The sequence below is a fragment of the Methylophilus sp. E2MeOHC9 genome (genome assembly GCF_058744375.1).
Window position 1 is genome coordinate 2,552,266 of record NZ_CP196024.1, and the last position, 25,865, is coordinate 2,578,130.

The 25,865-nt window shown below is 51.5% G+C and carries 28 protein-coding genes; 15 read left to right on the forward strand and 13 right to left on the reverse strand.

The features are described from left to right. Nucleotides 1–55: 55 nt before the first annotated feature. The 7 genes from ACSSVF_RS12295 to pabC are packed head-to-tail and all read right to left on the reverse strand — an operon-like array spanning nucleotide 56 to nucleotide 5,574. A complete protein-coding gene (locus ACSSVF_RS12295; protein ID WP_492403785.1) occupies nucleotides 56–817 on the reverse strand; it encodes an MBL fold metallo-hydrolase in 762 nt (253 codons plus the stop codon). Next, nucleotides 808–1,584 carry a TatD family hydrolase gene (locus ACSSVF_RS12300; RefSeq protein WP_492403787.1) on the reverse strand — a complete coding sequence of 259 codons (777 nt, stop codon included), beginning with the start codon at nucleotides 1,582–1,584 and terminating at the stop codon, nucleotides 808–810. Before ACSSVF_RS12300 ends, ACSSVF_RS12295 begins: the two co-directional genes overlap by 10 nt. Before the next feature lie 60 nt (nucleotides 1,585–1,644). After that, nucleotides 1,645–2,025 (reverse strand): PilZ domain-containing protein, encoded by a 381-nt coding sequence (locus ACSSVF_RS12305; RefSeq protein ID WP_492403788.1) that lies wholly within the window; start codon nucleotides 2,023–2,025, stop codon nucleotides 1,645–1,647. Nucleotides 2,026–2,071: 46 nt separating this feature from the next. Further along, nucleotides 2,072–3,067 (reverse strand): DNA polymerase III subunit delta', encoded by a 996-nt coding sequence (gene holB, locus ACSSVF_RS12310; protein ID WP_492403790.1) that lies wholly within the window; start codon nucleotides 3,065–3,067, stop codon nucleotides 2,072–2,074. Continuing rightward, entirely contained in the window at nucleotides 3,064–3,669 is a 606-nt protein-coding gene (tmk, locus tag ACSSVF_RS12315; RefSeq protein WP_492403791.1) for a dTMP kinase, read from the reverse strand. The genes holB and tmk overlap by 4 nt, the downstream gene beginning before the upstream one ends. 43 nt (nucleotides 3,670–3,712) lie before the next feature. Then, nucleotides 3,713–4,714, reverse strand: a complete 1,002-nt coding sequence (gene mltG, locus ACSSVF_RS12320) for an endolytic transglycosylase MltG (RefSeq protein WP_492403792.1) — start codon at nucleotides 4,712–4,714, stop codon at nucleotides 3,713–3,715. A gap of 20 nt (nucleotides 4,715–4,734) precedes the next feature. Then, nucleotides 4,735–5,574 (reverse strand): aminodeoxychorismate lyase, encoded by an 840-nt coding sequence (gene pabC, locus ACSSVF_RS12325; protein WP_492403793.1) that lies wholly within the window; start codon nucleotides 5,572–5,574, stop codon nucleotides 4,735–4,737. A 219-nt stretch (nucleotides 5,575–5,793) separates the two neighbouring features. On the opposite strand from pabC, the gene ACSSVF_RS12330 reads away from it, so the two are divergent. Further along, nucleotides 5,794–6,249 carry a hypothetical protein gene (locus tag ACSSVF_RS12330; RefSeq protein WP_492403795.1) on the forward strand — a complete coding sequence of 152 codons (456 nt, stop codon included), beginning with the start codon at nucleotides 5,794–5,796 and terminating at the stop codon, nucleotides 6,247–6,249. Between the two features lie 71 nt (nucleotides 6,250–6,320). Here the strand turns inward: ACSSVF_RS12330 and ACSSVF_RS12335 are convergent, their stop codons facing one another. From ACSSVF_RS12335 to ACSSVF_RS12355, 5 genes are all read right to left on the reverse strand, one after another. After that, complete coding sequence (locus ACSSVF_RS12335) at nucleotides 6,321–6,821, reverse strand: aminoacyl-tRNA deacylase (RefSeq protein ID WP_492403797.1); 501 nt, start codon at nucleotides 6,819–6,821, stop codon at nucleotides 6,321–6,323. A 45-nt stretch (nucleotides 6,822–6,866) separates the two neighbouring features. Continuing rightward, nucleotides 6,867–7,220, reverse strand: a complete 354-nt coding sequence (locus tag ACSSVF_RS12340; protein WP_492403799.1) for a nucleotide pyrophosphohydrolase — start codon at nucleotides 7,218–7,220, stop codon at nucleotides 6,867–6,869. 54 nt (nucleotides 7,221–7,274) lie between these two features. Then, a complete protein-coding gene (locus ACSSVF_RS12345) occupies nucleotides 7,275–8,453 on the reverse strand; it encodes a THUMP domain-containing class I SAM-dependent RNA methyltransferase (protein ID WP_492403801.1) in 1,179 nt (392 codons plus the stop codon). A gap of 75 nt (nucleotides 8,454–8,528) precedes the next feature. Continuing rightward, on the reverse strand, nucleotides 8,529–9,323 hold the full coding sequence (locus ACSSVF_RS12350) for a polyamine aminopropyltransferase (RefSeq protein ID WP_492403803.1): 795 nt from the start codon (nucleotides 9,321–9,323) through the stop codon (nucleotides 8,529–8,531). After that, a complete protein-coding gene (locus tag ACSSVF_RS12355; RefSeq protein ID WP_492403805.1) occupies nucleotides 9,323–11,224 on the reverse strand; it encodes a ribonuclease catalytic domain-containing protein in 1,902 nt (633 codons plus the stop codon). Before ACSSVF_RS12355 ends, ACSSVF_RS12350 begins: the two co-directional genes overlap by 1 nt. A gap of 171 nt (nucleotides 11,225–11,395) precedes the next feature. On the opposite strand from ACSSVF_RS12355, the gene ACSSVF_RS12360 reads away from it, so the two are divergent. From ACSSVF_RS12360 to ACSSVF_RS12420, 13 genes are all read left to right on the forward strand, one after another. Continuing rightward, entirely contained in the window at nucleotides 11,396–12,985 is a 1,590-nt protein-coding gene (locus ACSSVF_RS12360) for a protein adenylyltransferase SelO (RefSeq protein WP_492403806.1), read from the forward strand. An 8-nt stretch (nucleotides 12,986–12,993) separates the two neighbouring features. Next, nucleotides 12,994–13,455 carry a Fur family transcriptional regulator gene (locus ACSSVF_RS12365; RefSeq protein ID WP_492403808.1) on the forward strand — a complete coding sequence of 154 codons (462 nt, stop codon included), beginning with the start codon at nucleotides 12,994–12,996 and terminating at the stop codon, nucleotides 13,453–13,455. A 131-nt stretch (nucleotides 13,456–13,586) separates the two neighbouring features. Then, nucleotides 13,587–13,991: an RNA polymerase-binding protein DksA gene (gene dksA, locus ACSSVF_RS12370; protein ID WP_492403810.1), complete on the forward strand. Its 405-nt coding sequence runs from the start codon at nucleotides 13,587–13,589 to the stop codon at nucleotides 13,989–13,991. A 22-nt stretch (nucleotides 13,992–14,013) separates the two neighbouring features. Then, complete coding sequence (gene zigA / locus ACSSVF_RS12375; protein ID WP_492403812.1) at nucleotides 14,014–15,243, forward strand: zinc metallochaperone GTPase ZigA; 1,230 nt, start codon at nucleotides 14,014–14,016, stop codon at nucleotides 15,241–15,243. A 9-nt stretch (nucleotides 15,244–15,252) separates the two neighbouring features. Next, the gene (locus ACSSVF_RS12380; RefSeq protein WP_492403814.1) at nucleotides 15,253–15,933 is read left to right on the forward strand and encodes a DUF1826 domain-containing protein; all 681 of its coding nucleotides are present in this window, start codon (nucleotides 15,253–15,255) and stop codon (nucleotides 15,931–15,933) included. Nucleotides 15,934–16,000: 67 nt separating this feature from the next. Continuing rightward, nucleotides 16,001–16,387, forward strand: a complete 387-nt coding sequence (locus ACSSVF_RS12385) for a hypothetical protein (protein ID WP_492403816.1) — start codon at nucleotides 16,001–16,003, stop codon at nucleotides 16,385–16,387. Between the two features lie 80 nt (nucleotides 16,388–16,467). After that, nucleotides 16,468–18,561, forward strand: coding sequence for a TonB-dependent receptor (locus ACSSVF_RS12390; RefSeq protein WP_492403818.1), 2,094 nt, complete (start codon nucleotides 16,468–16,470; stop codon nucleotides 18,559–18,561). Then, nucleotides 18,558–19,268 (forward strand): ABC transporter ATP-binding protein, encoded by a 711-nt coding sequence (locus ACSSVF_RS12395; protein WP_492403820.1) that lies wholly within the window; start codon nucleotides 18,558–18,560, stop codon nucleotides 19,266–19,268. Before ACSSVF_RS12390 ends, ACSSVF_RS12395 begins: the two co-directional genes overlap by 4 nt. Next, nucleotides 19,265–20,671 (forward strand): DUF3526 domain-containing protein, encoded by a 1,407-nt coding sequence (locus tag ACSSVF_RS12400; RefSeq protein ID WP_492403822.1) that lies wholly within the window; start codon nucleotides 19,265–19,267, stop codon nucleotides 20,669–20,671. The genes ACSSVF_RS12395 and ACSSVF_RS12400 overlap by 4 nt, the downstream gene beginning before the upstream one ends. Further along, entirely contained in the window at nucleotides 20,668–21,930 is a 1,263-nt protein-coding gene (locus ACSSVF_RS12405; protein WP_492403824.1) for a DUF3526 domain-containing protein, read from the forward strand. The genes ACSSVF_RS12400 and ACSSVF_RS12405 overlap by 4 nt, the downstream gene beginning before the upstream one ends. A 152-nt stretch (nucleotides 21,931–22,082) precedes the next feature. Next, nucleotides 22,083–22,154: a pyrroloquinoline quinone precursor peptide PqqA gene (gene pqqA / locus ACSSVF_RS12410; RefSeq protein ID WP_081624291.1), complete on the forward strand. Its 72-nt coding sequence runs from the start codon at nucleotides 22,083–22,085 to the stop codon at nucleotides 22,152–22,154. 227 nt (nucleotides 22,155–22,381) lie between these two features. Next, a complete protein-coding gene (locus ACSSVF_RS12415; RefSeq protein WP_492403826.1) occupies nucleotides 22,382–22,741 on the forward strand; it encodes a hypothetical protein in 360 nt (119 codons plus the stop codon). 175 nt (nucleotides 22,742–22,916) lie between these two features. Then, on the forward strand, nucleotides 22,917–23,609 hold the full coding sequence (locus ACSSVF_RS12420) for an OmpW/AlkL family protein (protein WP_492403828.1): 693 nt from the start codon (nucleotides 22,917–22,919) through the stop codon (nucleotides 23,607–23,609). An 86-nt stretch (nucleotides 23,610–23,695) separates the two neighbouring features. Here ACSSVF_RS12420 and ACSSVF_RS12425 read toward each other — a convergent pair whose 3' ends face one another. Continuing rightward, nucleotides 23,696–24,532, reverse strand: a complete 837-nt coding sequence (locus tag ACSSVF_RS12425; RefSeq protein WP_492403830.1) for a class I SAM-dependent methyltransferase — start codon at nucleotides 24,530–24,532, stop codon at nucleotides 23,696–23,698. Nucleotides 24,533–24,780: 248 nt separating this feature from the next. Here ACSSVF_RS12425 and ACSSVF_RS12430 point away from each other — a divergent pair, with 248 nt between their 5' ends. Next, a complete protein-coding gene (locus ACSSVF_RS12430; RefSeq protein WP_492403832.1) occupies nucleotides 24,781–25,845 on the forward strand; it encodes a DUF481 domain-containing protein in 1,065 nt (354 codons plus the stop codon). The last annotated feature ends 20 nt before the right edge of the window (nucleotides 25,846–25,865 follow it).

Here is a 25,865-nt window from a genome sequence, read left to right on the forward strand (position 1 = left end):
TTTATAAGGCATTTCGGTTGACTGCAACCAGGCAAAAAACCACTCCGCGTGCCAGTTACAGCGCCAATTGCAAGCCATCGTAACCGACCACCACATTAGCAGGCAGCGTTGCCTGTAAGGCGTGGTATTCCAGCTCATGTGTCATATGGATCAACACATTGCGTTTTGCGCCTATGCGGCTGATCAGTGCAAGTGATTCACTCCGGCTGACATGGGTGGGATGTGGGGTTTCACGCAGGCAATCGATCAGTAATACATCCACCCCCTGCAACCATTGGTAGGAAGATTCCGGAATGGCGGAGACATCGGTCATGTAGACCAGGTTGCCGATGCGATAGGCATAGATGCGTATCTTGCCGTGCATGACCGGGATGGGGATGACCTGCACCCCTGCGGCTTCGAAAGGGCTTTCCACCGTGTAGGCGGCCAGCACAGGCAGATCCCAGTAATGACTGGGGTCACGCAAGGTGTAGCCAAACTTGTCCTGGATATGGCTGATGGCTTCCGGGTAGCTGTAAAGCGGAATCTGGCAGCGGTTGATCTGGCAGAACGCCCGTAAATCATCGATCCCGTGCAGGTGATCAGCATGCGTATGTGTGTAGAGCACAGCATCGACCCGCTGCATGTTCTCACGCAGCGCCTGCTGGCGTAAATCCGGCGAGGTATCAATCAGGATCACGCGACCATCATCCAGCGTCACCATGCTGGAGCAACGGCTGCGTTTATTGCGTGTATCACTGGAAACACAAGTAGCGCAGGTGCAGCCCAAGGCTGGCGTGCCTGCACTAGAACCTGCTCCCAGTATGGTCAGTTGCATGGCTGCGCGTGATTAAACAGCGTGAAAAAGTTGCGGGTAGTGGCATCCATGACGTCTTGCAATGGGATATCCCGTAAACGGGCGATCTCTTCAGCCACATGGCGCACATAGGCGGGCTGATTGGTTTTGCCGCGGAACGGGATAGGTGCCAGGTAAGGCGAATCTGTTTCAACCAGCATGGATGACAACGGCACTTTCTGCGCGACTTCTTTTAATGCCACGGCATTCTTGAAAGTGACGATGCCTGAAAACGAGATATAAAAACCCATGGCGATGGCCGCTTGCGCGACTTCCCAGCTTTCGGTAAAACAGTGCATGACGCCGCCGACTTCGGCAGCGCCCTCTTCCTGCATGATACGCAGCGTGTCTTCCGCCGCATTGCGGGTATGAATGATCAGCGGTTTGCCCGTAGCCCTGGCAGCGCGGATATGGGTGCGGAAGCGTTCACGCTGCCAATCCAGACTGCCGGTGAGCCTGAAATAATCGAGGCCGGTTTCACCAATCGCGACCACGCGCGGGTTATCGGCCAGCGAAATCAGCTGTGCAACGGTTGGCTCTTCGATATCTTCATAATCCGGATGCACACCGACTGAGGCATAAATATTCGGGTACTGCTCCGCAATCGCCAATACTTCGGGAAATTTATCCAGCGTAACGGATACACATAGCGCATGCCCGACCTCATTGGTCAGCATGTCGGCCCGTAACTGATCCATATTCTGGACCAGTTCGGGGAAATTAATGTGGCAATGCGAATCTACAAACATGAAAAATCCATTAGTGTTGCTATAGGTAATGCTTTAGGTGTGGGCGTTAGAGACTATAGGCTAAATCGTATGGGTAGGCCGGCTTGATTTCAATGCAGCCCCCAGAATAGTCTCGATACGTTTTTTCGCCTCCACACCCCCATCTTTGTCGCTGAACTGTATGCCTATGCCTTGTGGTTTATTATTCACCGCTTGCGGCGTGATCCAGATCACCTTGCCTACAATTTTCAGTTTGTGCGGGTCATCCAGCAAGGTCAGCAACATAAATACTTCTTCGCCCATTTTGAAAGGTTTGCTGGTCGGGATAAATAATCCGCCACCTTTGACAAACGGCATGTAAGCCGCAAACAAGGCAGCTTTCTCACGAATCGCCAATGACAGCACCCCGGGTTTGGCGGGCCCGGCAGGGTTAATCGTCGCTGGTGGTTGTGTGTCTGTCATGCATGGGCTCCTGGGGTCTCTCGGCCTGAATGTTCGTCAGTGCCGATCAGCCAAACATTTTCTTGTATTGGAGCAATAATTGCTCCAATTGCAGCTCCTGGTTCAACGGGTGCTGTGCAGTCATTTTAAAACGATTCAATTGTTGTTGAAATGCCAGCAGGCGCGCTAATTCCAGTTTGGATGCAAGTGTTTGTAAAGTCGCAGATTCCGCCGGGTGGTAGCGTAATGGCAGCTCGTGCCGCGACAGCCATAAATCCAGCAACCATTTCTGCAACACCTGGATGGCGGCTACCATGCCCTGCTTGATCAGGATACCGCCAGCCAGCGCAATATCCATTGCCGCGCCGCGCGACAGGTGCGGGCTCCATTGCTGGTACCAGCCATACCAGTCGAGGTCATCCTGCAGCACGGTAGTCGGTGCACCGCCACTATAGTGCCACACCCAGTCCGCCTGGGCGATGGATTGCGCCTGCAACCACTGCAAGCCCTGCTCATGGCTAGGCACTGGCATATCCACCTGCATGCAGCGGCTTAAAATGGTCGGTAACAGCGCCTGGCGCTGATGCGAAACCAGCAAGAACTGTGTGCGCTGCGGTGGTTCTTCCAGCAGTTTCAATAAGGCATTAGAAGCGGCGATATTCATGGCTTCCAGCGGATGGATCAGCACGACGCGCATGCCGCCCACCTGATGACTGGTCAGCGCCAGGTAATCATGCAAGGCGCGAATCTGGTCAATGACGATCTGCTGCCGCTTGCGGGTTTTCTTTTTGGCACTGTCTGCCACGTCATCATCTTCAGGCGTGATTTCGCGAAAATCAGGATGCGCCCCTTCTGATAACCAGTGACACGACTGGCATTGCCCGCAGGCAATCCCGTTTTGTTGTGGCTGCGCGCACAACAGGCCTGCCGCCAGCGTCTGCGCGAATGCAAGTTTGCCTATCCCGGTTTTACCATGAAACAGCAAAGCGTGATGACGCCCCTCGCCGGCATGCACCCAATGCGCATACAGTGATTCTTGCCATGGATATATATTACTAATCATAAAGATAGAATAATTTCTTCAACTGATTTCTTCACTTCTTGCAATGTACGGTTTGCATCAATCACGCGGAAACGCTGTGGATATTCTGCCGCACGCGCAAGATATTGGGTACGTAACCTGGCGAAAAATTCAGCGCCTTGCGCTTCAAATTTATCCGGTGTGCGTGCGCCAGCCAAACGTTGCAGGCTGACTTCCACCGGCACATCAAACAGGAGGGTGATATCCGGCTGCAAATCACCCTGCACCCAGGTTTCCAGCGCCTGCATTTTTGCTAGCGGCAATCCACGTGCACCACATTGATAAGCATAGGAAGCATCGGTAAAGCGGTCAGACAATACAATGGCGCCACGTGCCAGTGCCGGCAGGATAACCTGCTGCAAATGCTCTGCCCGTGCAGCAAACATCAGCAGTGACTCTGTTTCTACATGCATCTCCTGATGCAAAAGCAACTCACGCAACTGTTCGCCCAAAGGCGTACCACCAGGCTCGCGCGTAGAAACGACTTCACGCCCGGATGATGCCAGCAATGCCAGTATGGTAGGAATATGCGTGCTTTTCCCCGCGCCGTCCATACCTTCCAGAGTGATAAACAAACCTGCCATTACTTACATTCCCACATTATTCATGTTCCTGATCATTACCGGTTTAGTGCTTTTTTAACTGATAAGCGCGCACAGCCTTGTTGTGTTCTTCCAGCGTGCTGGTAAACACATGCCTGCCCTGTCCATTGGCCACAAAATACAACGCTTTTGTGTTGGCAGGATTCAGCGCCGCCTGAATGGAAGCCAAACCCGGCAAGGCAATCGGTGTCGGCGGCAAGCCATTGCGAGTATAAGTGTTATACGGCGTATCCGTGAGTAAATCGCGCCGCGTGATATTGCCATGATAACGGCTGCCCATGCCATAAATCACGGTAGGGTCAGTTTGCAAGCGCATGCCCAGTCGCAAGCGGTTGACAAATACCCCGGCAATCTGCGGGCGCTCGACTTCAACCCCGGTTTCTTTTTCTACGATAGAGGCCATTACCAATGCCTCGTACGGGGTTTTGTAAGGCAAGCCTGACTGCCGGGTTTCCCAGGCAGCAGCCAGGTACTGCTTCATTTTCTGGTAAGCTCGTTTATACATCTCTGTATCACTGCTTTGGCTATCAATAAAATAGGTGTCGGGGAAAAACCAGCCCTCGGGCTCGGTGGTTTCACCACTAACCAGTTGCATTAATTCCATATCTGAAAGATTGAGGGTTTCATGCCTGATACCCGGCATCTGCGCCAATTTTTGGCGGAAATCGGCAAAGGTTTTGCCTTCTGTCAGCTGTAATTTGAACTGGTCGAACGTGCCATGTTTCAACAGGTCTATCAGGCCCAGCACTTGCAGCGGCGCGTTCAAGGCATAATCGCCTGCCTGCAGTCGGCTGCCACTACCCGTCAGCTTCACTACCAGCAGGAAACTGTAAGGTTCTTTCAACACGCCCGCCGTGACCAGCTGGTCGGCAATCCCGCGCACACTGGCGCCAGCCGGGATCTGCATGCCTATGGTTTCGGAAGCCATGGGTAATGGCCTGATCATATAAATAACTATCCAAAGCGCCAGCGCCAGTGCGGATGATCCCAGAATCGCCAGCCCGTATTTAAAACTTTTCTTAAACATAATGCCTGATAAACAATTTTCTAATGCGTCACATACTGCAACTGTGACCTGAGTTCTTTTGCCCAGTGATTGGTCGCAACCGCCTGGTCGTCAATGTGAGATACCTGCAACACACCATAGACGCTGTTAACGATGACAATGGCCTCTGCATTCAGCACATCATCCATGGTTAATGTGGTGACCAGCACTGTCTGGCGTTGCGTTTTATACCAATCCAGTATTTTTTGCCGCATCACCCCGGCCACGCCACAACTCTCCAGCACTGGCGTCATCACCACGCCATCTTTGCGGATAAACAGGTTACCGCTCACCGCTTCAATCACATGGTCATGATAATCGCGCAGCAAACCGTCAAAAAACCGCGGGTCTTTCAGTTCGGCGCGCGCAAGGACGTTTTCAAGGCGGTTTAAATGCTTGATACCTGCCAGTAAAGGCTGATGCGCCAGCCGCGTCTGGCAGCGATACAAGGCGACTCCGCTGGCATAAATCTCAGGCGGATAATTCGGTAACGGGCTTTGTATCAACACCCGCGTCGGCTCACTCACCGCCGGTGGCGCATAGCCACGAGCGCCCTCGCCTCGTGTAATGATGATCTTGAGGATACTGAACTGCGTTTCCTCTTCGCTGGCCGAGGCCATAAAGTACTTGAATTCCTGCATCAGCAACTCGGCTGAAGGGCACACGATCTGGATTTTGCTACAGTCGGCCACCAGGGTTTGATAATGCAAAGGCCAGTCCTGCAACTCGCCGTTGAGCAAACGCATGGTGCGGAAAACACCGTCGCCATAGGCAAAGCCGCGGTTGGTGGGCGCAATGCCATTGACCAGTTTGCCGTTTACACAATAGCGGACAGTATTCATGTTGAGAGGAGAAAATGGGTGTGCCTGAATAAGGCTGAAACCTTACCATAAAACCGCCGGAACCACGCACCCAAAGGCAGAAATCGGCCGCAGAAAGTCCACGGGAAAACCCTGAGTACAAATTTCGTACAAAGAATTAAACAATTTTCTAAAGTTTAATGTACGGATGCCGTTAACAGGTTAAGCGGTATTGTATCTGCACTTTAACCGGAGGCATGCATGTCACTTTCCAGCATCCAGACTAACCTGGCGGCAATGATCAACAAGGCTTACAGCGCTGACACCAGTGCTGCCCCGGCATCGGTGAGCACAGCCGCCGCCAATAGTGCTGAAAAAGAATCTACACCTGCTAAAGAAACCAAGGTGGACAATCCTGCCTCAGCCAGCGCGCAAGTCACACTAGGTCAATCCGGCAACACGACAGAGATTTATACCGCGCAAGGCCTGTTACAGCAAATGCGGCAAATCCAGTTGAGCAATACCATGCTGCTGTTTGGCAATAACGAAGAAGACAATGAAGACAGCAGTGGCCTGCTCGGCATGATGGACAGTGATTCAGGACCTGAAGGCGCAAGTGAAGACTGGACAGATACCATTAGCAAAAACCTTGAGCAAGCTGCTGTGATGGTTGAAAAAGCCAAAAACACCTCGATTAAAACCATGCTGGGTGGCTAAGCAGATGCAAAAGCCATGAGTAGTGTTGCCGCCAAAAATGGATCAACACTGAATGTCGGCGATATTCAGCCCTAAGCTTCCACCTTCACAAAACTACCTTTTACTTTATCTGCCAGCAAGGCAAGCAAATCTGCCGATTTAAGTGCCAGCGCATATCCAAGCACGCCACTGCCGATCACCACTGTTTCATACTGTGCAACGCTGTCATCCACCAACACACGCAACGCTTGGGGCAACGCAATCGGTGGCACAGCACCCACCACATAGCCAGTGGCCTCAGGCACTTCGTCATACTCAGCCATGCGGCATTTGCGCTCATTCAGATGCGCGCGTAGCAAAGCCCAGTCTGCACGACCGCCACCCGCCAGCGCCAGCAAGCTAAAACCGCTATTTTCGCCTTTGAATACCACGCTGCGTACCACTGATTGTGGCTGCAATCCTTGGGCAGAAAGTAATTCTTCAAGGTTGCGGATGGGTTTTTTATCTTCACTCAGCGGGATGGCTATCACCTGAAAAGTAATGCCTTGTTGTTGCAGCAAGTCAGTCACAGCAGATTGAATAGTTGTGGTCATGGCAATATCCAGTGAATATAAAATACTTTAACTAATTAAATTAAACTATTGATATTTAGTATATTTATCGTTACTACCCTTGCATTTTTCTACCGGATACTTTTGTGCATTCAGGTCAATCTTGGCATTGGCCGCAGCAATCAGGTCTATGCCGCAGACTTCAGCAATACGCATCAAATAGACGAAAGTATCGGCCAGTTCATGCCCGACTTTTTCTTTGGTTGCTTGATCCAGCTGGCGGCTTTCCTGTTCAGTCATCCACTGGAAATGCTCCACTACTTCTGCCGCTTCTACGATCATGGACATGGCCAGGTTTTTCGGCGAATGAAACTGCGCCCAGTCGCGCTCTTCAACAAAGCTATTCACTCGCGTCCGCAACGCATCAATGGAGTCTGGCATGTTCTCACCTATGGCAAAAGTTAAACCTGCGGCGTTGTGCAGGCGTGGTCTATCCTATTCGGCTTGTTTACCTGCAGCCGGTTCAGGTTTATCGCGGCGGTTACTGCCCGCCACCATTTTGATTTCAAACAAACGGCATTCCAGCGGGCCATTAAACAATGGCGTTTTTTTACTGGGGCTCAGGCGCATCAGTTTAGGCATACGCAAGTCATTAGTCAGGAAATAAGTATTCCAGCCGCTGAATTGCTGCTTGAGCGTAACTGCCATTTGCGGGTATAGCTCGGCCAATGTTTCATCCTCACCAATACGCACGCCGTAAGGTGGGTTCGCGACCAATACGCCGCTCTCGGCTGGCGGGGTGAGCTTGGTGAATTCGACATGGCTCAGTTGCACGGCTTCGCTCCAGCCCGCCATTTCCAGGTTCTGCTTGGTGACACGCACGGCGCGCAAATCCATGTCTGAACCATAGATTTTCTGGAAGCTGATCGGTTTGACGGCCTTAGCCGCTGCATTGCGGATCTTCTTGAAGGTATCAGATTCAAAGTTTTTGAGTTTCTCAAAACCAAAGTTGCGGTTCAGGCCTGGCGCGATATTGAGCGCCATCATGACTGCTTCCTGCAAGAAGGTACCGCTGCCACACATGGGGTCCAGCAAAGGCTGCCCTGGTTGCCAGCCTGCAAGTTTCAGAATCCCCGCTGCCAGGTTCTCACGCAACGGCGCTTCAATGGTGTTTTTACGGTTGCCGCGTTGATACAGCGGGTTACCCGAAGTATCCACATACAGCAGAAAACGGTCGCTGGTCAAATAGACATGTACCCTGACATCCGGCTCGCGCGTGTCGATATTGGGACGGCTATTGACCGCCTGGCGGAATTTATCGCAAATCGCGTCTTTTACCCGCAAGGTAATAAACTCCAGGCTTTTCAATGGGCTGCGCACAGCGGTGACTTTCACCATCATGGTGTATTTCACGTTGAACCAGTTCGGCCAGTTGACCTTGAGCGCACCCTGGTAAATGTCTTCTTCGGTGGCGTATTGGCCATTGCCAACCTGCATGAGGACACGGGTCGCCACACGCGAATGCAGGTTGATCTGGTAACACACGCCCAGGTCACCGCTAAAGCTGGCACCGCCATCGGTAGGCTTGATGTCGTTTGCGCCGCTGAGCTTGAGCTCTTCGACGAGTAGTGTTTCCAACCCACGTGGGCAGGTGGCAAAATAATGGTTACGCATGTTTTCTCTGATTTTCTAGTTGAATATCAACTTAATAGTTGGGCAAAGTGAGCGGCTATTCGCCAGCCACTGTCATTAATCTCTGCCCAATGTAAAACTTTTACCGTCATTAGGGTTTGCACCCTGCAGGCGGTCGATTAAATCCAGGAACTGGATCGCATGCGTTTGCATGGCTTCCTGCGCACGTTTGCGCAAGGTGATCAGATCAGGCATGGCCAGTTCAGGCTGAAAGCCAAACACAATGATATTACCGGGCTTGCCGGTGGGCATCATCAGCACGCGCTGGTCAAAGGTTTGTTCTATGCGCTGCATATAGATATCAAACTTTTTGTCCGAGCCCCATAGATTAATCGCGAACAGGCCATCCGGCGTCAGGGCTTCTGCACAGTCATCAAAGAAAGCCTGCGTGCAAAAATCAGGTGGCAAGCCATTGCTGCCGAACGCATCCATCATCAGCCAGTCACAACCGCCCGGATGCTGCTGGATGTAGGCGATACCATCGCCTTCGACTATGGTCAGGCGCTCGTCATCTTGGGGCACGAAGAAATGGCTGCGCGCGACCTGGATGACCTGCGGGTTGAGTTCGATCACGGTCTGGTGAATCTGCGGGCAGGCTTTCCAGACATATTTGGCTATCGAGCCGCCGCCCAGGCCAACCAGTATGGTATTGCGGATATCCGGCTTGAACAACAGGCTGCTCAACATGCCCCAGGAATAAGCCAGCACCAGCGCAAACGGGTCTTTGACCTTCATGCTGCTTTGAATAGTGGGCGAACCAAGATGCATGGAGCGCACGCCATCGACTTCGGTGACTTCTACCATTTCCAGGTCAGAAATGGCTTTATGGATTTTACGGTTTAGCTTGAACATTATGCGCTTTCCACTACATCGATAGGCGTGCCGTCAGCTTCTGCGGCTATGGTATCGGGTGCATCTTCTTCAATCACTCGCAGAAACTTGCATTCCAGTTCCATCAGCAAGGTATCAATCTTGTGCACGGACAATTGCACTTTGCTGCCCGGCTTGAGGACTGGCAAGGCATGTACTTTGGTCATATACGGCAAGCCATTCAGGCGCACCAGGTTTTCGCGCCAGACGGTCGCTTCCACTTCCTGGATATTTTCCTGGACCAGGTATTGCAGGCACCAGTAGCGTTCCATGCGTGTCTGGAACTCGTTATAAGCATTATAGGTTTGATCAAAATTGCGCATATGACCGACGATCTCATCGCCGTGCGCTGCATACACAGGTGCTTGCATGGTCAATACGCTGATGATCTGGCGCTGGTTGATCAAGTCTACCGCACGTCGTAATGGCGAAGTACACCACGCGTATTGCGCCACGCCTAGGCCCTGATGGCCTTCGGCTTTGGTGGTCATATACACTTTGCCGCCATTTTGTGCCCGGTAAATGCCGGACACTTCATGCTCAGCCAGCAATAAACCCCATTGGCTATTGGCGGCTATCATCAGCTCGGCCACCAACTTATCCATGGGTGAACCACGTTGGCGATTGATGATACTGACAATGCCATCGGTGACGTAGAAATTGTAATCCACCGGTTGCGGCTTGGTCGGATCATATTTGCCACGCGCCTTTTCCAGGCTTTCCGCAAAGTGGAACAGGTACACCAGCGGCTGCCACAACGGGTGGCCGCTATCGGTTTCCAGCGTGTTTTCGTTAAAGTAAGGCTCGAGGGTGTCATGCCGTAAGTTATGCGCGATCAGCACGCGCTCTAAACGGCTATGTTGTTGCACGATACTGTAATCTGCCGCTACTTCAAGGTACAGTGACAAAGCGGGTTTGGTTTCACCGGCATCCAGGCTGAACGGGCGGATGGCGGTTTCCGGCAACATGGTGATTTTATGCCCTGGCATATACACCGTAGACAGCCGCTTCATCACCTCAGCATCCAGCGCCTCGCGCGGTGTGATACCCAGTGCAGGCGCGGCAATATGGATACCGACCTGTGTATTGCCATTTGGCAAGCGTGTCACCGATAACGCATCATCAATTTCTGTGGTCGTGCTGTCATCAATACTGAATGCCTGCACCTCAGATAAGGGCAAATCGTCCGGCAACGCCGCCAGTGCAAACTCAGGGAAAGCCGTACCATGCGCAAAATACTCGCGCAAAAAAGCGCCCAGGTGGTAATCATGTATGGAAGGGATGGCTCCTGCCTCATGCAGCACTTGCACCGGTAACTTTTTAAGCTCGGCAGCGGCTTGCTCCAACGCTTTCCATTCCATGGCGTTTTTATCAGGCGCGTACAGCAATTGGTCCAGCTTGGCCGACACACTATCAGGCAATTGCTTGGCGGTGAGTTGCGCGGTCATCAGATGCATCAACTCGGCTTGCTGGCGTTTCTTTTCCACCCCTGCCAGCGCCGCTTTTAATGTTTCATCCGGCGCTGCTTTGTATTGCCCTTTACCCTTGCGGTAAAAATACATGGGGGAACCGTGTAGCTTGATGGCAATCGCCGCAGCTTGCTGGCGGCTGGGTTTACCACCATAGTATTCTTCAGCCAGTGTTTCAAAGCCAAACTCAGACTCGCCACAGCATTCCCACAAAAAATCGGTGTCCAGTGTTTCCGCCTCAGCCTGTGCAGCTTCAAGGAAACCCGAAAGACTGCCTTCAAACCGCATCAGGACATTGGCCGTTTTGATTTTGCTGCGTTTGCCGCTGCTGGCCTCGACTTGCATGCTGCTATCAGCCTCGGACATAATGGAAGCGACCTTGAAGCCACCGTCTTCTTCGTAAAAAACATTCATTGCGGGAGATTTTGAGTGTGGATGACACACGGATAGAATTCAAAACGCTATTTTACCCGAGAAGCATGTACTTTTCTGGCAGAGATTGAACTTTAGCCCTTTGCCTTGACTAAATGAAGCCTGGCCCCAATTAAGTATAGCCATGAAGGAAAGATAGTCTCTAGAATAACTATGATGAAACCACTTGTTTTTGATAATCGCTTTATACGCGAGCTACCCGGTGACCGCGTCACTGACAACTTCACGCGCCAGGTCAGTGACTGTTTATGGTCAGCCGTGCAGCCTACGCCCGTCAAGCAACCTACCCTGCTGGCATATAGCCCGGAAGTCGCTGCCATGCTGGGCTTGAGCGATGCGGATATGCATGACCCCGAGATGGTACAGACACTGGGAGGCAACGGTGCGCTACAAGGCATGTTTACCTACGCCACGCGTTACGGCGGCCACCAGTTCGGGCATTGGGCGGGCCAACTCGGCGATGGCCGCGCCATCTACCTGGGCGAACTGGTACACCAGCAGCAACGTTTTGAGTTACAACTGAAAGGCGCTGGCGAAACGCCCTATTCGCGGAAGGCAGATGGTCGCGCGGTGCTCCGCTCCAGCCTGCGCGAGTTCCTGTGTTCTGAAGCCATGCATTATCTTGGCATCCCCACCACCAGGGCATTAAGCCTGGTAACTACCGGTGACCCTGTGGTACGGGATATGTTCTACGACGGCAACCCTGTATTCGAGCCTGGGGCGATTGTGTGCAGGGTAGCGCCATCATTTATCCGCTTTGGCCATTTTGAAATACTCGCCAGCCGCGATGAATTACCGTTACTCAAGCGTTTTATCGGGTTCACCATAGACAGGGATTATGCCGACTGGTGGCCAGGCACAGGTTTGCTGCTAGATGTCGACAACCCCGGACAGGGCATGATAGAAGCCTGGTTCAGCGAAGTTTGTGCCCGCACTGCCATCATGGTGGCGCACTGGATGCGCGTAGGTTTTGTGCATGGCGTGATGAATACCGACAATATGTCTATCCTGGGCCTGACCATAGATTATGGCCCTTATGGCTGGGTAGATAACTTTGACCCTGGCTGGACGCCGAATACAACCGATGCACAAGGCCGCCGTTATTGCTTTGGCCGCCAGCCTGATATTGCGCGCTGGAATCTGGAACGGCTGGCAGAAGCGCTTGCGACAGTACTGCCGGAGACTAATGGCTTGTCACAAGGATTAAACCACTTTGATACAGTGTACTTTGACGCTCTGACACACTCCCTGGCGGACAAATTCGGTTTGGATAGCTGGCAGGCAGGCGATGGCGAGTTGATCAACGATATTTTTGAGTTGATGCAACGGGCAGAGGTCGATCAAACTTTGTTCTTCACCCACCTCAAGCAGCTGGATATTGCGCAGCCACAACTCTCGGTGCTGGAAGAAGCCTTTTACACCGAGCAAGGCTATAAGCAGTTTGGTGAAGATATACAACAATGGTTGCAGCGTTACAGCCAGCGGGTGCAGCAGTCGCCCCTCCCTGCGGAACAACGCCAGCAGCGCATGGCAGCCAGCAACCCGATATACGTATTGCGTAATTACCTGGCCCAGGAAGCGATAGACCTGGCCACACAAGGAGACAATTCACGGCTGCTCACCCTGCTTGAAGTGTTGCGTCACCCTTACACCGAGCAGGCAGGTATGGAGGCTTTTGCAAAAAAACGGCCTGACTGGGCACGGCATAAAGCCGGTTGCTCCATGCTGTCGTGTAGCTCATAATTAATACTATGCTTACCGCCGAACAATTAATGACTGACGCAGGCCTGCGTCCTACCAAAGCCAGAACTGCCGTTTTAAACACGCTGCTAAATTCCACCACTGCGCTGAGCCACACCGATATCCTGGCTGCGTTGCAAGGGGTGGAGATAGACCGTGTCACCGTCTATCGTGTGCTGGACTGGCTATTGGAAAACACACTGATCCATAAAATCTCCAGCGATGACCGCGCCTGGAAATTCCAGCTCAATGCGCCCAAACGTAACTACCGCAGCGTAGAGACAGGGCGCAACGATCACCTTGGCCTGTTGAATAACCACGGCCACGCCCATTTGCACTGCCAGCAATGCGGCACTGTCTTGTGCATCCACGAGTTGGCGGCGCATATCCCGCAATCCTTATTTGATACCTACCAGGTATCAAATATTGAGATCAGCCTCAAAGGCCTGTGCCTGGAATGCCAGAAGTCTTAGCGTTGCCCGTTTTGTAATCTCCAGTTCTTCACCCTCGTTGTTGGAAAAATCAATAATTGCAACTTAGTTGCAATTAAAATGACATTCACTTAAAATGCAACAAAATTGCATTGCAACAAAGTTGCGCCAGAATGTTAACAACCACTGAACTCCTCTCCATGCCTGAAGACGCCTATATGAACGAGGCGCAACTGGCTTTCTTCAAACAACTGCTTGAATGGCAGCTGGACACACTGCAAGCCAATTTGCTGTCAACCAGTGAGCATCTCCACGACCATCAGGAAACACCAGACCCGGCCGACAGAGCCACCCAGGAAGAAACCCACGGCCTGGAGTTGCGGGCGCGCGAGCGTGAACGCAAACATATTAAAACCATACACGCTGCGCTGCTACGCATCGCACAAGGCCAATACGGCTATTGTGAAGAAACCGGCGAGCCTATCGGCCTGGCGCGCCTGATAGCCAGGCCCTCCACCAGGTTATGCCTGGAAGCACAAGAGCGTCACGAACGCCGCGAACGCCAATTCAATCATTAAGCCCCGCATGAAGGAACACCCCATGAAAAAACTCCCCGTCACAGTACTCTCCGGTTTTCTCGGTGCTGGCAAAACCACCCTGCTCAACCATATCCTCAATAACCGCGAAGGCAAACGGGTAGCGGTGATAGTCAATGATATGTCCGAGGTGAATATAGACGCGCAACTGGTGCGTAACGGCGGTGCCGAACTATCCCGCCAGGAAGAGAAACTGGTGGAAATGAGCAACGGCTGCATCTGCTGCACCCTGCGTGAAGACCTGCTAGTCGAAATCACGCGGCTGGCAAAAGAAAACCGTTTTGATTACCTGCTTATAGAGACCACAGGGGTTTCGGAACCCTTACCTATCGCTGAAACGTTTACCTTTGCCGATGAGGATGGCACGTCACTCGCAGATGTTGCACAACTGGACACCATGGTCACGGTCGTCGATGGCTATAACTTCTTTAAAGACTATAGCTCACAGGCATTGCTCAGTGAACGTGGTGAATCGTTGGGCGAAGAAGACGAACGCACTGTGGTTGACTTGCTGGTAGAGCAAATCGAGTTTTGTGATGTGCTGGTGCTCAATAAAACCGATCTGATGACACTGGATGAAATCGCACAACTGGAGGGCATCCTCAAAGCACTGAATCCACGTGCTCAAATTCTGCACAGCAGCTTTGGCAAAGTGCCGCTCAACCGCATCATGCATACCGGCCTGTTCGATTTTGACCAGGCCGCCGAAGCACCCGGCTGGTTACACGAATTACGCGGCGAACACGTGCCCGAGACTGAAGAATATGGCATTTCCAGCTTTGTGTATCGCGCGCGCCAGCCTTTCCATCCGCAACGCTTATGGCAATGGCTGAATACCGAATGGCCAGGCGTAATGCGCTCCAAAGGCCGTTACTGGATAGCCTCACAACCCGAATTCTGCGCTATGTGGTCGCAGGCAGGCGCTGTCACCAGAACCGAACTGGCGGGCATATGGTGGGCGGCAACCCCTAGCCATGATTGGCCACAAGATGCCGAAAGCCAGCAATACATACGCTCTCGCATGCAAGGCCCCTATGGTGACCGCCAGCAGGAATTAGTCATCATAGGCATGGGCATGGACCAAGCCGAATTGACGGCAAAATTCGATGCCTGCCTGTTGACAGAAGCGGAAGCTGGAATGGGTATGCAAGCATGGAGTGCGCTGCCAGACCCTTTTCCACGTTGGTCTGGCAACCAGGAAGCCGCACATATGCTGGCCGAGGCGGCCGTTTAAACCATGCTGATGTCTGCGCAAATGCGAACCGATGTGGCGGCCAATATGGCCCCCATGCCTATGGGAGAACTCGATTTCAACCCTATGGCCTTATTGTCTATTTTTGAGCCCTCACAACAAGTCACTGTCGTTATCAGGCCTAAGCAAACGCAGTTATCTGGCTATTTGCAGCAAGTCAGCCATCGGCTGGGCGCCGGTTACAGGATGACACTGCGGCAAACGCAGATTAGCCCTGCGCAGCTGGATAGTGAAATGCGCCTGCCCGATGCCGCAGGTAAAGACTCTTTGCTAGCTGATATCAGTGCACTGGCCAGCGTTTATGCCGAGCTGATGGACTGTCCCAAGGTGGGCATCCGGCTGGAAGTCGTGTCACGCGCCATGTGCCCGAAATTCCATATTGACCGCACCGGCATCCGCCTGCTTTGTACCTATTCAGGGCCAGGCACCGAATGGCTGGAAGAAGCGTTTTGCAACAGGAGCGCGCTAGCCAGCCACTATTCAAACCAGGAGGACTTTCACCAGGCCTTGATCGTGCATCCCAAAGGCATACACCAGGCACCCGAGCAAGCACTGGTGCTACTCAAAGGCAGCCTGTGGCAAGGCAATCAACAGGCCGGTGCCATACATCGTTCCCCACATTTATCAGTTGCAGCGACACGCGTTGTGCTGGCATTGGATGCGATCTGGTAACCCTGTTTCACATCAAGCGTAGCGTCACAAAAAATACGCATTACACCATCAGAAGAGAGGATATATTTTGAAAACTAGAACTTTAGAAAACAAGCGATCGCTTAAACATCTGTATACGCAATATTCATTAAAATGGAGTTTAAAAGTAGGAAAACAATTAAAGACACTGAACCTGGTAAAAGCCATTCGCTTAGCCAATGTCAAACCATCCATTTTCCGGCGCTGGGTATCCGGCACATTGGCAGCCCCCGCCAATATCTTGGATAGGATCAAGAGCGAAGCATTTGCAACTTCGCGGAGAAAACACCGGAAGCAACTCAATCAGCACAAAAATCCGCAAATAAATGAAGCAAGCATGATCGCGAGCCTGCAATGGAAGCACATGATCTTTGATGAATTAAGGATAGCGGCAAAACGCAGATTCTGTTTTAAATTAAAAAAATTATATCGTTAGCCGGCATTACATTAAAATTCGAGGCATGCCGTCTTGCCAGCATTCACGCTTTAATTACGCATATATCCAGGGAAGAAATCATGATGCAACAAAAAAAGATTGCCAGCCTGCTGGCACTCCTGTTGTTACCTGCTGTGTCGGCCTATGCCGAAGAAACAGTGGCATTAGAAAAAGCAAACGAAAGCAGCAAACAAAAAAACAAGGCAAAAGAAATCGTCAGCGTAGAACTGGATAGCGTCATTATCATGGGCAAAAAGGAACAAGTTTCCGCCACCGATAAAAGCCTGGCTGGTTCTGTCGATGTCATCACCCGCGATGAACTGGAATACGAACATGTGACCGATACCCTGGAGTTGTTCAGCAAAACACCGGGCGTGGTGCTCTCGCGCTACAGCCAGGGCATTGTGAATACTGAAATCTCTATCCGCGGCTTCAGTGGCGATGGCGAAACACCGAACGCCAAATTGCTGGTAGATGGCATTCCCTCCAACCTGTTTTCTGGCTTGAGCGAACTGGATTACCTGTTCCCGACCAATATCCAGAGCATACAGGTGTTCAAAGGCACCAGCGATGCGACGACTGGCCTGTTTGCCACTGCCGGTAATTACAAGGTTGAAACACGTAAAGATGCAGGCAAGCAATTGCAATTTGGCTATGGCAGTTTCAATACCCGTGAAATGCAAGGTTATTTTGGGGAGAAGCAGCATAACTTCACCCAGAACTATGCGATCGGCTACCGCAAAGGCAATGGTTTCCGTGATCATACCGAAAATGAAAAGATCGCCTTATCCGGGCGCTGGCAACTGGATTTTGATCAGTCGACCCTGGCTTTGAGTGCCAAATACGGCAAATACAACTCGCCGGAAGCGCCTGGCTATATGCCTAAGGCACAGGCGCGGACTAACCGGACCGGTGTCGCGCCTAATGCATTGAATGACAGTGGAGAAAAAGAAACCAAGCACCTCAGCCTGCATTATGACTATTTCTTTAATGATGATGTGGATCTCAGCCTGAAAACTTATTGGCAGAATTTCGACCGTGAACGCAATGTGCGTTTTGTCGGCTCGCCAAATGTCGAGAATCGGCTGGACGAGCAGACATCTACCGGCTTGATTGCAAAATTAAACTGGAAGATCAACCCGCAATGGGGCTTTGAAACTGGCTATGACATCGAACATCAGGAAGTCAGCCAGTTTAACCAAAGGCTAAATGCAGCAGGTGTGAACGTCATTCGCACAAAAGCTGACTACGACTTCACTGCGCAAGGCATTTATGCCAAATTGGAAAATACGCCGGTTGACTGGCTGCGGTGGAACTTTGCGCTGCGCGCAGACAGGCTGACTGCAAAAGCGAATGAACCGATTATTATTGGTACGAATGCAGCCCCTACCAGGCAGATCAATACAGATCTGTATGATTCGCCTACGATAGTACAACCCAAATTCAATGTTTTTGCCAACCTGAGCGCGCAGCAAACCCTGTTTGCCAATGCCGGTCGCGGTTTCCAAACCCCGACTGGCATTAACCTGAACCAGTTCGATGCCGCCACTGGCGCAAGGATTCCTTTGGATGTCGCCGTGAATGATGGCTGGGAACTGGGGCTTAAAAGCGCATGGCACAATGCATTGAATACCCGTGTTTCATATTGGCAGCAAAAAGCCAAAGATGAGTTTATCAATATTGATGGTTTCCGCCGCCCTTTAGGCTCCACCCTCAGGCAAGGCCTTGATGCCAGTTTCGACTATCAGTTAAATGACTACTTCAGTTTCTGGGGTAACGTCTCTAAGGTATATGCCAAAATCGAAGAGCCTAACCCGCAAAATCCCGGATTTAAAGGGCATAGCATACGTGGCATCCCCGATCATACGGCCTCGTTAGGATTACAGTTTACGCCTAACCCTGACTGGATCGCCCGCTTGCATATAGACCGGCAAGGGGCGTATTACGTCAACGAAAGCAATAACGGTGGCAAATATGGCGCTTATACCCTGACCAGTGCCAATATTGATTACAAAACCAATTGGGGCCGAGTCAGCTTGCTGGCCAACAATATTTTCGATAAATACTATGAATACGTGTACGACTTCAGCAGTACCGGTGCTTTAAACCAGCTCAATTTCGCACCGGGTGCAGGACGTAACTTTATGCTTACCGCAACAGTGGATTTCAAATGACTGTATTACTGTCGATTCAACAACTCAGCCTGCGTTTTGCCGGGCGTGAAATACTTAAACAGCTTGATTTCAGCTTACTGGCGGGAGAAGTCGTCTCGGTACTGGGCAGTAACGGCGCGGGCAAATCCACCCTGCTCAAAAGCATACTCGGCTTACATACCGCTGCGCATCAAACAGGCACCATCCAGATTGCAGGCGTGGACCTGGCACAGTCACGCCACCAGGCGCTCTCGCAACTGGCTTATGTGCCTGAGCAACCAGCGGTCTATGGGCACCTGTCCGCGCTTGAAAATATCCGTTACTTCCTGAGCCTGGGCGCTATCAGCCAAACCGCAGAGATCGATATCTGCCTGACCATGGCGGGCTTGCCGCAACATGCCTGGCACCGGCCTTGCAGTGAATACTCCAAAGGCATGAAACAAAAAGTGATGCTGGCATTTGCACTGGCAAAACAGGCCAAACTGTTACTGCTGGATGAACCTAACTCAGGGCTGGACCCGCAAGCAACAGAAGAGTTAAACCAGTTGATTGTGCGTTGCAAAGAGCGTGGCATGGGCATCTTGGTCGTGACGCATGACGTATTATCAGCGATGGCGTTTTCAGACCGCTTGCTGATGCTGGCCAACGGACAGTTACAGCCAGTCACCATAAACCAGTCTGCACTGACACTGGATAGCCTCAAACGACTGTATCAGGGGCAGGCATGACTTCACTGGTTTGGAAAATCGCCAGCAACGAATGGCACCGCTTGTGGCGCGCGCGCATACCAGCGCTGCTGATGCTGATATTAATTGTGTTATGGGCCATTGCAGCCCTCGCCGCCCATCACCACTGGCAAGACCACGCCCATACGGTAGCAGAAGTCACGCAACGCAGCCAGCAGGACTGGCAATCACAACCTGACCGCCACCCGCACCGGGTATCCCATTTTGGCGATTTTGTGCCCAAGCCGTTGCATCCGCTTAGCGTCATCGAACCTGGCATCCTGGATCAATCAGGGCACCTGGTTTACCTAGAAGCGCATCGCTTGAACAGTGCCAATTTTAATCCGGCCACAGAGGCGACCAGCCTGGGCAGGTTTCCGCTGATCACCCCGGCCATGATAGTGCAATGGTGGATGCCACTGTTTTTGATCATGATCGCTTATGCCACCATCACCGCCGAGAAGATCACCGGCATATTGGCATTCATGCGCGGCAACGGCACGCCGGTGTGGATGATTGCAGCAGGTAAATGGCTGGCGTTGTTCCTGCCACTGTTTACGCTGCTGTGTCTGCAAGCCTCACTGACACTGGCATGGAGTTGGGGCAGCGAGCAGGCCTTGTTACGCTTATCGCTGATGCTATTGGCGCAAGCGATGTATATCGCGGGCTGGTGCATGCTGGTGATCGTGGTGTCGTGGTTCAGCCGCCAATTGCATGGCGCTTTGCTGACCTTGCTGCTGTGCTGGGTATGCATTTGCATTATTTTTCCGCGCGGATTAGCCAACCTGGCACAAATAACCTACCCGACCCAACCACGCACCGAGGCCGAACATCACGCAGAAGTCAAACTGAAGACCCTGGGCGATAGCCATAACCCGGACGACCCGCATTTTGCGGCATTTAAAGCAGGCATCCTTAAAACATACCAGGTCACAACGGTGGAGGATCTGCCAGTCAACTACCACGGACTGTTGATGCAGGAAGGCGAACGCTTAACCACTGCTGTATACCGTGAGCAGCAAGCCCTGCACGATGTGCAACTCAACAGGCAAAATGCCAGCATCCGGCATTGGCTGTGGCTCACACCTGCCCTGGCACTGCAATATGTGCAGATGGCCAGCAGTGGAAACGACCTGGCGCATCACCAGGCGTTTATCCGGCAAGCGGAACACCGCCGTTACCAATTGATTCAATACCTAAATCAAATCCACACCTTGAAAGTCAACCAGCACGATGATAAAAACACACGCGTGTCTGCCGACTTCTGGAAGAAAGCCCCGCGCCCGGCCATCACCCTGGCGCCAGTGACAGTGAGCCGCCGCAGCATTGAAGCCGCGTTACTGGTATTGATGGCGTGGATACTGATCCCGGGCGTATTGCTGATGAAAGTAGCCCAACGCACATGAAACAAGAAATCCTCTTATTACTCAAGCAACGCAGCATACTGATACTGTTATTGCTGAACCTGTTGCTGACAGGATTTAGCTTACTGAATGGCTGGCAGAATATCAGCCATATCCAGGCGCAAATCAATCATGCCAAACAAGAGGAAACACTGCGCAAGCAGGATTACCTCAAGCAGCACAGCCAGCATGCTTCACTCGATGTGGGCGAAGTGGGCTATTACGTGTTCCACAACGTTTACCACAGCCCGGACGAATGGAGTTTTATTGCACTGGGTAACCGGCTGGTGACGCCTTATGTGCAACGCATACGGCTGCTGGGCTTGCAGGGACAGCTTTACGATGGCGAGTCACATCATCCTGAATATGTCATGCTGGGTGGTTTCGATTATGCATTCTGGCTGGTGTTTTTTGCACCTCTGCTTTGTATCGCACTGCTGCATGACCTTAAAGCCAGTGAACATCAGGCGCAAAGACTGCTGTTTTTGCAGAGCCTGACTGCCCGACCAGTACGCTTCTGGTATCAGCGCGTGATTTCCCGTTGGCTATTGATCGCACTGACATTTTCGTTGCCCGTTATCGCATTTACGGCCATGCATCACCTCTCCCTGGCCCCACTGCTGCAAGTGCTGACCATTACGCTGCTCTATACCCTGCTGTGGACAGCGCTATGTGCGGCCTTCAGCCTGCGCCTGCGTGCACTGAATGCCAATCTGAACGCACTCGCTTTAACCAGCCTCTGGTTATTGTCCTGTATCGTGTTACCCAACCTGGCGCAGCTCTGGTTACATCACCGTTACCCGGTGCATGATGGCAGCCAGATCGCCTTGCAACACCGGCAGGCGGTGCATAGTGCCTGGGATTTACCCAAAACCGACACGCTGACACCGTTTTATGCGCTGTATCCACAATGGAAAAATACCCCGCCAGTCACCGACCGCTTCCATTGGAAGTGGTACTACGCTTTTCAACATATGGCCGATGTGAAACTGGCGCCCCAAGTCACCGCACGTGAACAAGCGCTCAGGCAAAGAGACCAGTCTACCGGTTTGCTGGGCTACTTTTTACCGGCAATATCGGTGCAACGCAGCCTGGAAGACATCGCGCATAGCAATGTCTCCGACCTGCTAGCCCATAGACAACGTATCACGGCCTTCCACACATTATTGCGGCATGACGCCTACCCTTATTTGTTTGAGGAAAAACCTTTTACGCCTGAATCCTTTCGTCAGCTGCCCGCGTTTGAAGATGCAAAAGAATAGCCGAAGCATCCGCTTTAACCTACATTCAAACTACGTAAAATCATGAGCCGTTTTTACGTGATCGCCTCAGGGTCATTTTGAAACGGCGGCGTATAGTGGAAGTCATACAAGTACATCACTGAGATGCACTTAATAACCAAAAGGAGATTATCATGTGGACTAAACCAGCTGCTACTGAAATGCGTTTTGGCTTTGAAGTGACGATGTACGTCATGAACAAATAATTCAGCGCTTGTATCACACAAGTTCAAGCTGAATAACGAAAACCCGCCGATGGCGGGTTTTTTATTGCACTTTCTATTGCACGATAGTTATTACACGATAGACAGTGAATCACCCGGAACCTTATGCCAAACAAGCTTACTAAAAAACAATGGCTTGCCAATGCGATATTCGCTAGTACAATTTAGCCAAGGCATTCCATCATCTGTTTATATTCCCGGAGTCATACATGCAAGTAAAAAAGCTCTCTGTTAAACCATTCGTTATTTCCTCTATCATGACTGCCCTGGTCATGGCGACACTGATGGTTGCAACCTATAGTCAATCAGCCTCTGCGCGCAGCATCTTGCCAGAACAAAATGACGCGGCAGCTGCCCGCGATGCGGTTGGCGATTCCATGAGCAAGCTGGAAGACCTCAACAAGCGCATCAAATCCCAAGAGGCGGTGATTGCCAGGGAACAGGAAAGACTACAGCAATACCAATCTGAAAAAGCGCAGACTGAACAAGACCTTGAATCCAGAAAAGCCATATTTGAGCAAAAATCAAAAGTGCTGGATGAAGCCTGGAAAAGCCGCAGTAACTATTAACAACTCAGCCTAGCTTTACCCTTGTGAGTCTTTCACACCCATCCTGATCAAATCATCCATTCACCACCGCCTGACCCAAATCACGTGTGCAAGTTAGTTGATTTGGGTCAATACCTGCTTTACCTGACGCTCCTACAATGCCATCAAGTTCAATGCACTAGATGGAGTGATCACAATGAAAAAAACCGCAATCAGTTTAATGTTGGCAGCTTTGTTACCTGCCATGAATAGCCATGCCGAACAAGGCGATTGGGTGGTGCGACTGCGCGCCACCAATATCAGCCCGAATGAAAGCAGTGACCTCGGCAAGTACGTGAATAAAAACGTGGCGGCTGGTGCCATGTCGAATGGCGCAGAGTTAAAAGTCGACAACAATACCATTCCAGAACTCGATATCAGCTATTACTGGACCAAGAACATTGCGACTGAGTTGATCCTGGCGCTCGGTTCCAAGCATGATGTCAGTGTCTCCAAAGAACCAGGCGCTGTGGTGCCTAACCAGAAACTGGGCAGTATAGATGCCTTGCCGCCAACACTGACCGTGCAATGGCACTTTAACCCTGACCAGACCTTTGACCCGTATGTCGGTGCCGGCATCAACGCGACATTCATGCTGGACCGCAAGCTGGAACTGAGCCAGGGCCCGCTGGCCGGCACGGATATCAAGATCGACAGGAGCAGTTTTGGCCCGGCATTACAGGCGGGCTTTGATATCAATCTGCAAGATGGCTGGCTGTTGAACGCAGACGTGAAATACCTGTGGCTGGATACTGACGTGAAATTGAAAACCGCGGGTGGCTGGACCAAGATCGACTCGCTGGATGTGAATCCATGGGTATTGAGTATCGGCGTCGGCAAACGCTTCTAATCTTAAAGTCTCTTCCCTGGAGTATTAAAGCTCCATTTGGCCTCTGATACTTTGCTGTATCAGAGGTTTTTTTATGCAGCGCGCACTCAACTATTCAAGTTAAATCGCGCGGCAAGACTGGTCAGGTTCAGCTGCTCCAGTAGTTGCTGGCCACGCTCCAGAGCGCTGCGTTTACGCTGGCCGGTGAATTTAGCAATGATCAATTCATTTTTCATGGAATGCTCCCAGCCCACCAGTTCGGTCACGGTCACCTGGTAGCCATGCGCTTCCAGTTCAAGGCAGCGCAGCACATTGGTGACATGGCTGCCAAATTCACGGGTATGAATCGGATGCCGCCAGAGCTCGCCTAACAATGTTTTTGCAAGCGACTCGGCTTTGTGCAAGCGCATGGTCTCAGCCACTTCTGCCTGGCAGCAAGGCACCAGCACCATATATTGCGCCTGTTTTTGCAGGCCAAACTGGATAGCGTCGTCGGTGGCGGTATTACAGGCATGCAATGCGGTGACAATATCCACCTTGGCGGGTAATTGCTGTGATCGCATGGCGTCAGCCACGCTCAACGGCTCAAACTGCATGCGCTCAAACCCGCACTCGCTGGCTAACTGGCGTGACTTTTCTATCAGCTCGGCGCGGTTTTCAATGCCGATCACCTGGCCGCCAGCATGCTGCTTGAGCAATAAATCATACAAAATAAAGCCCAGGTATGACTTACCCGCGCCATGATCCACCAGCACCGGATCAGGCTGCGCACTCATGACCGTCTGCATCAAGGGCTCTATGAAATTGACCAGGTGATACACCTGCTTGAGTTTGCGGCGGCTATCCTGGTTGAGCTTGCCGTCCCGCGTCAGGATATGCAGTGCTTGTAATAATGGAATGGATTGGCCCGGTTTCACCTCGGGTGGCAATATCGTTTTGACCATGCGTCCTACTGCTTTAAAATAGCAATATGGTAGTGTAGCAGCATAGACGTGTGGCTTGCATCTGTCGTTTACCGCTTTTACTTTTCGGGAACTCATGCGTTTTTTTGCTGACTACCCTATCAGGTAGCTGAATCTTAAGCGCTACGCGCTTTCAGGTTTTACTTAGACATCTGGCAATTTATACACACTTGCAGACTGTATTCAATTCGCCGAATTCGTACTCATTCAAATTTAATAAGGGAGTATCAATGTTTTTCAATGTAGTCAGCAAGGCCCTTAATAAAAATAGATTAAAACCCCTTTTGTACAGCGTAGCTGCGTTAATCACATGTTTTTCAGGCACCTCTTTTGCAGACAGTGTCTGGCTCAAAAATGGCGACAAGATCACCGGCACCCTGGTGGTCAAGATCACAGATAAAGTGGTGATCAATACCAGCTATGCCGGCGAAATCAAATTGAATTGGGCAGATATTCAAAGCATAGACGCCGAAAAATCCTACACCATGATGCTGTCTGACCAGACTGTCGTGACTGGTTACTTGAAACATGGCGAGAACGGGCAGGCCATTCTGGATGAAGATGGTAAAACAGAGTTAATCGATACCGAACTGGCAGAAATCCAATACATCAACCCGACCAAAGACCTGATAGGCGAAGGCTATGTCTGGACGGGTAACCTCAATCTGGGCGGCACTTTCAACAACGGCAATAGCAAAAACCGCAATATGCAGTTTAACGGCGAATCGATCACCCGCGGCCTGGAAGACAGGTATACGGTGCAAGGCTACGCCTACTGGGCGCAAGATAATGATGAGCAAACGCAGAATAACCTGCGCGTACGTGGCCAGTACGATCACTTCTTCACTAAAAAATGGTTTACTTACTTAAATACCATCCAGGAAAAAGACCGTTTCCGTGATATCAGGTTGCGCAGCACCTACGGTGTCGGTACCGGTTACCAGATATTCGAAGGTGAAAAACTGAACCTGTCGCTGGAAGGCGGTGTGTCCTGGATCAAACAGGATTACTATGACGAAACCGACGAGAACCACGGCGCATTGCGTTGGGCGGTCAACTACAACCAATATCTGTTTGATTCATTTGTGCAGGCCTTCCACAGACACGAGGTGTTATACACCCCGCGCGCGCCATCGCAAATCCTGCTTTATAGCTCTACCGGCTTACGCTTTCCGTTTATCCTGGGCCTGAGCGCGACCACCCAGCTTGATTACAATCTGGATAGTCGTCCGGCGGATGATAGAAGAAAAGGCGACACCCGCGCCTTGTTCACATTGGGATATACCTGGAAGTAAGTTTCAACACTATTGCTAAA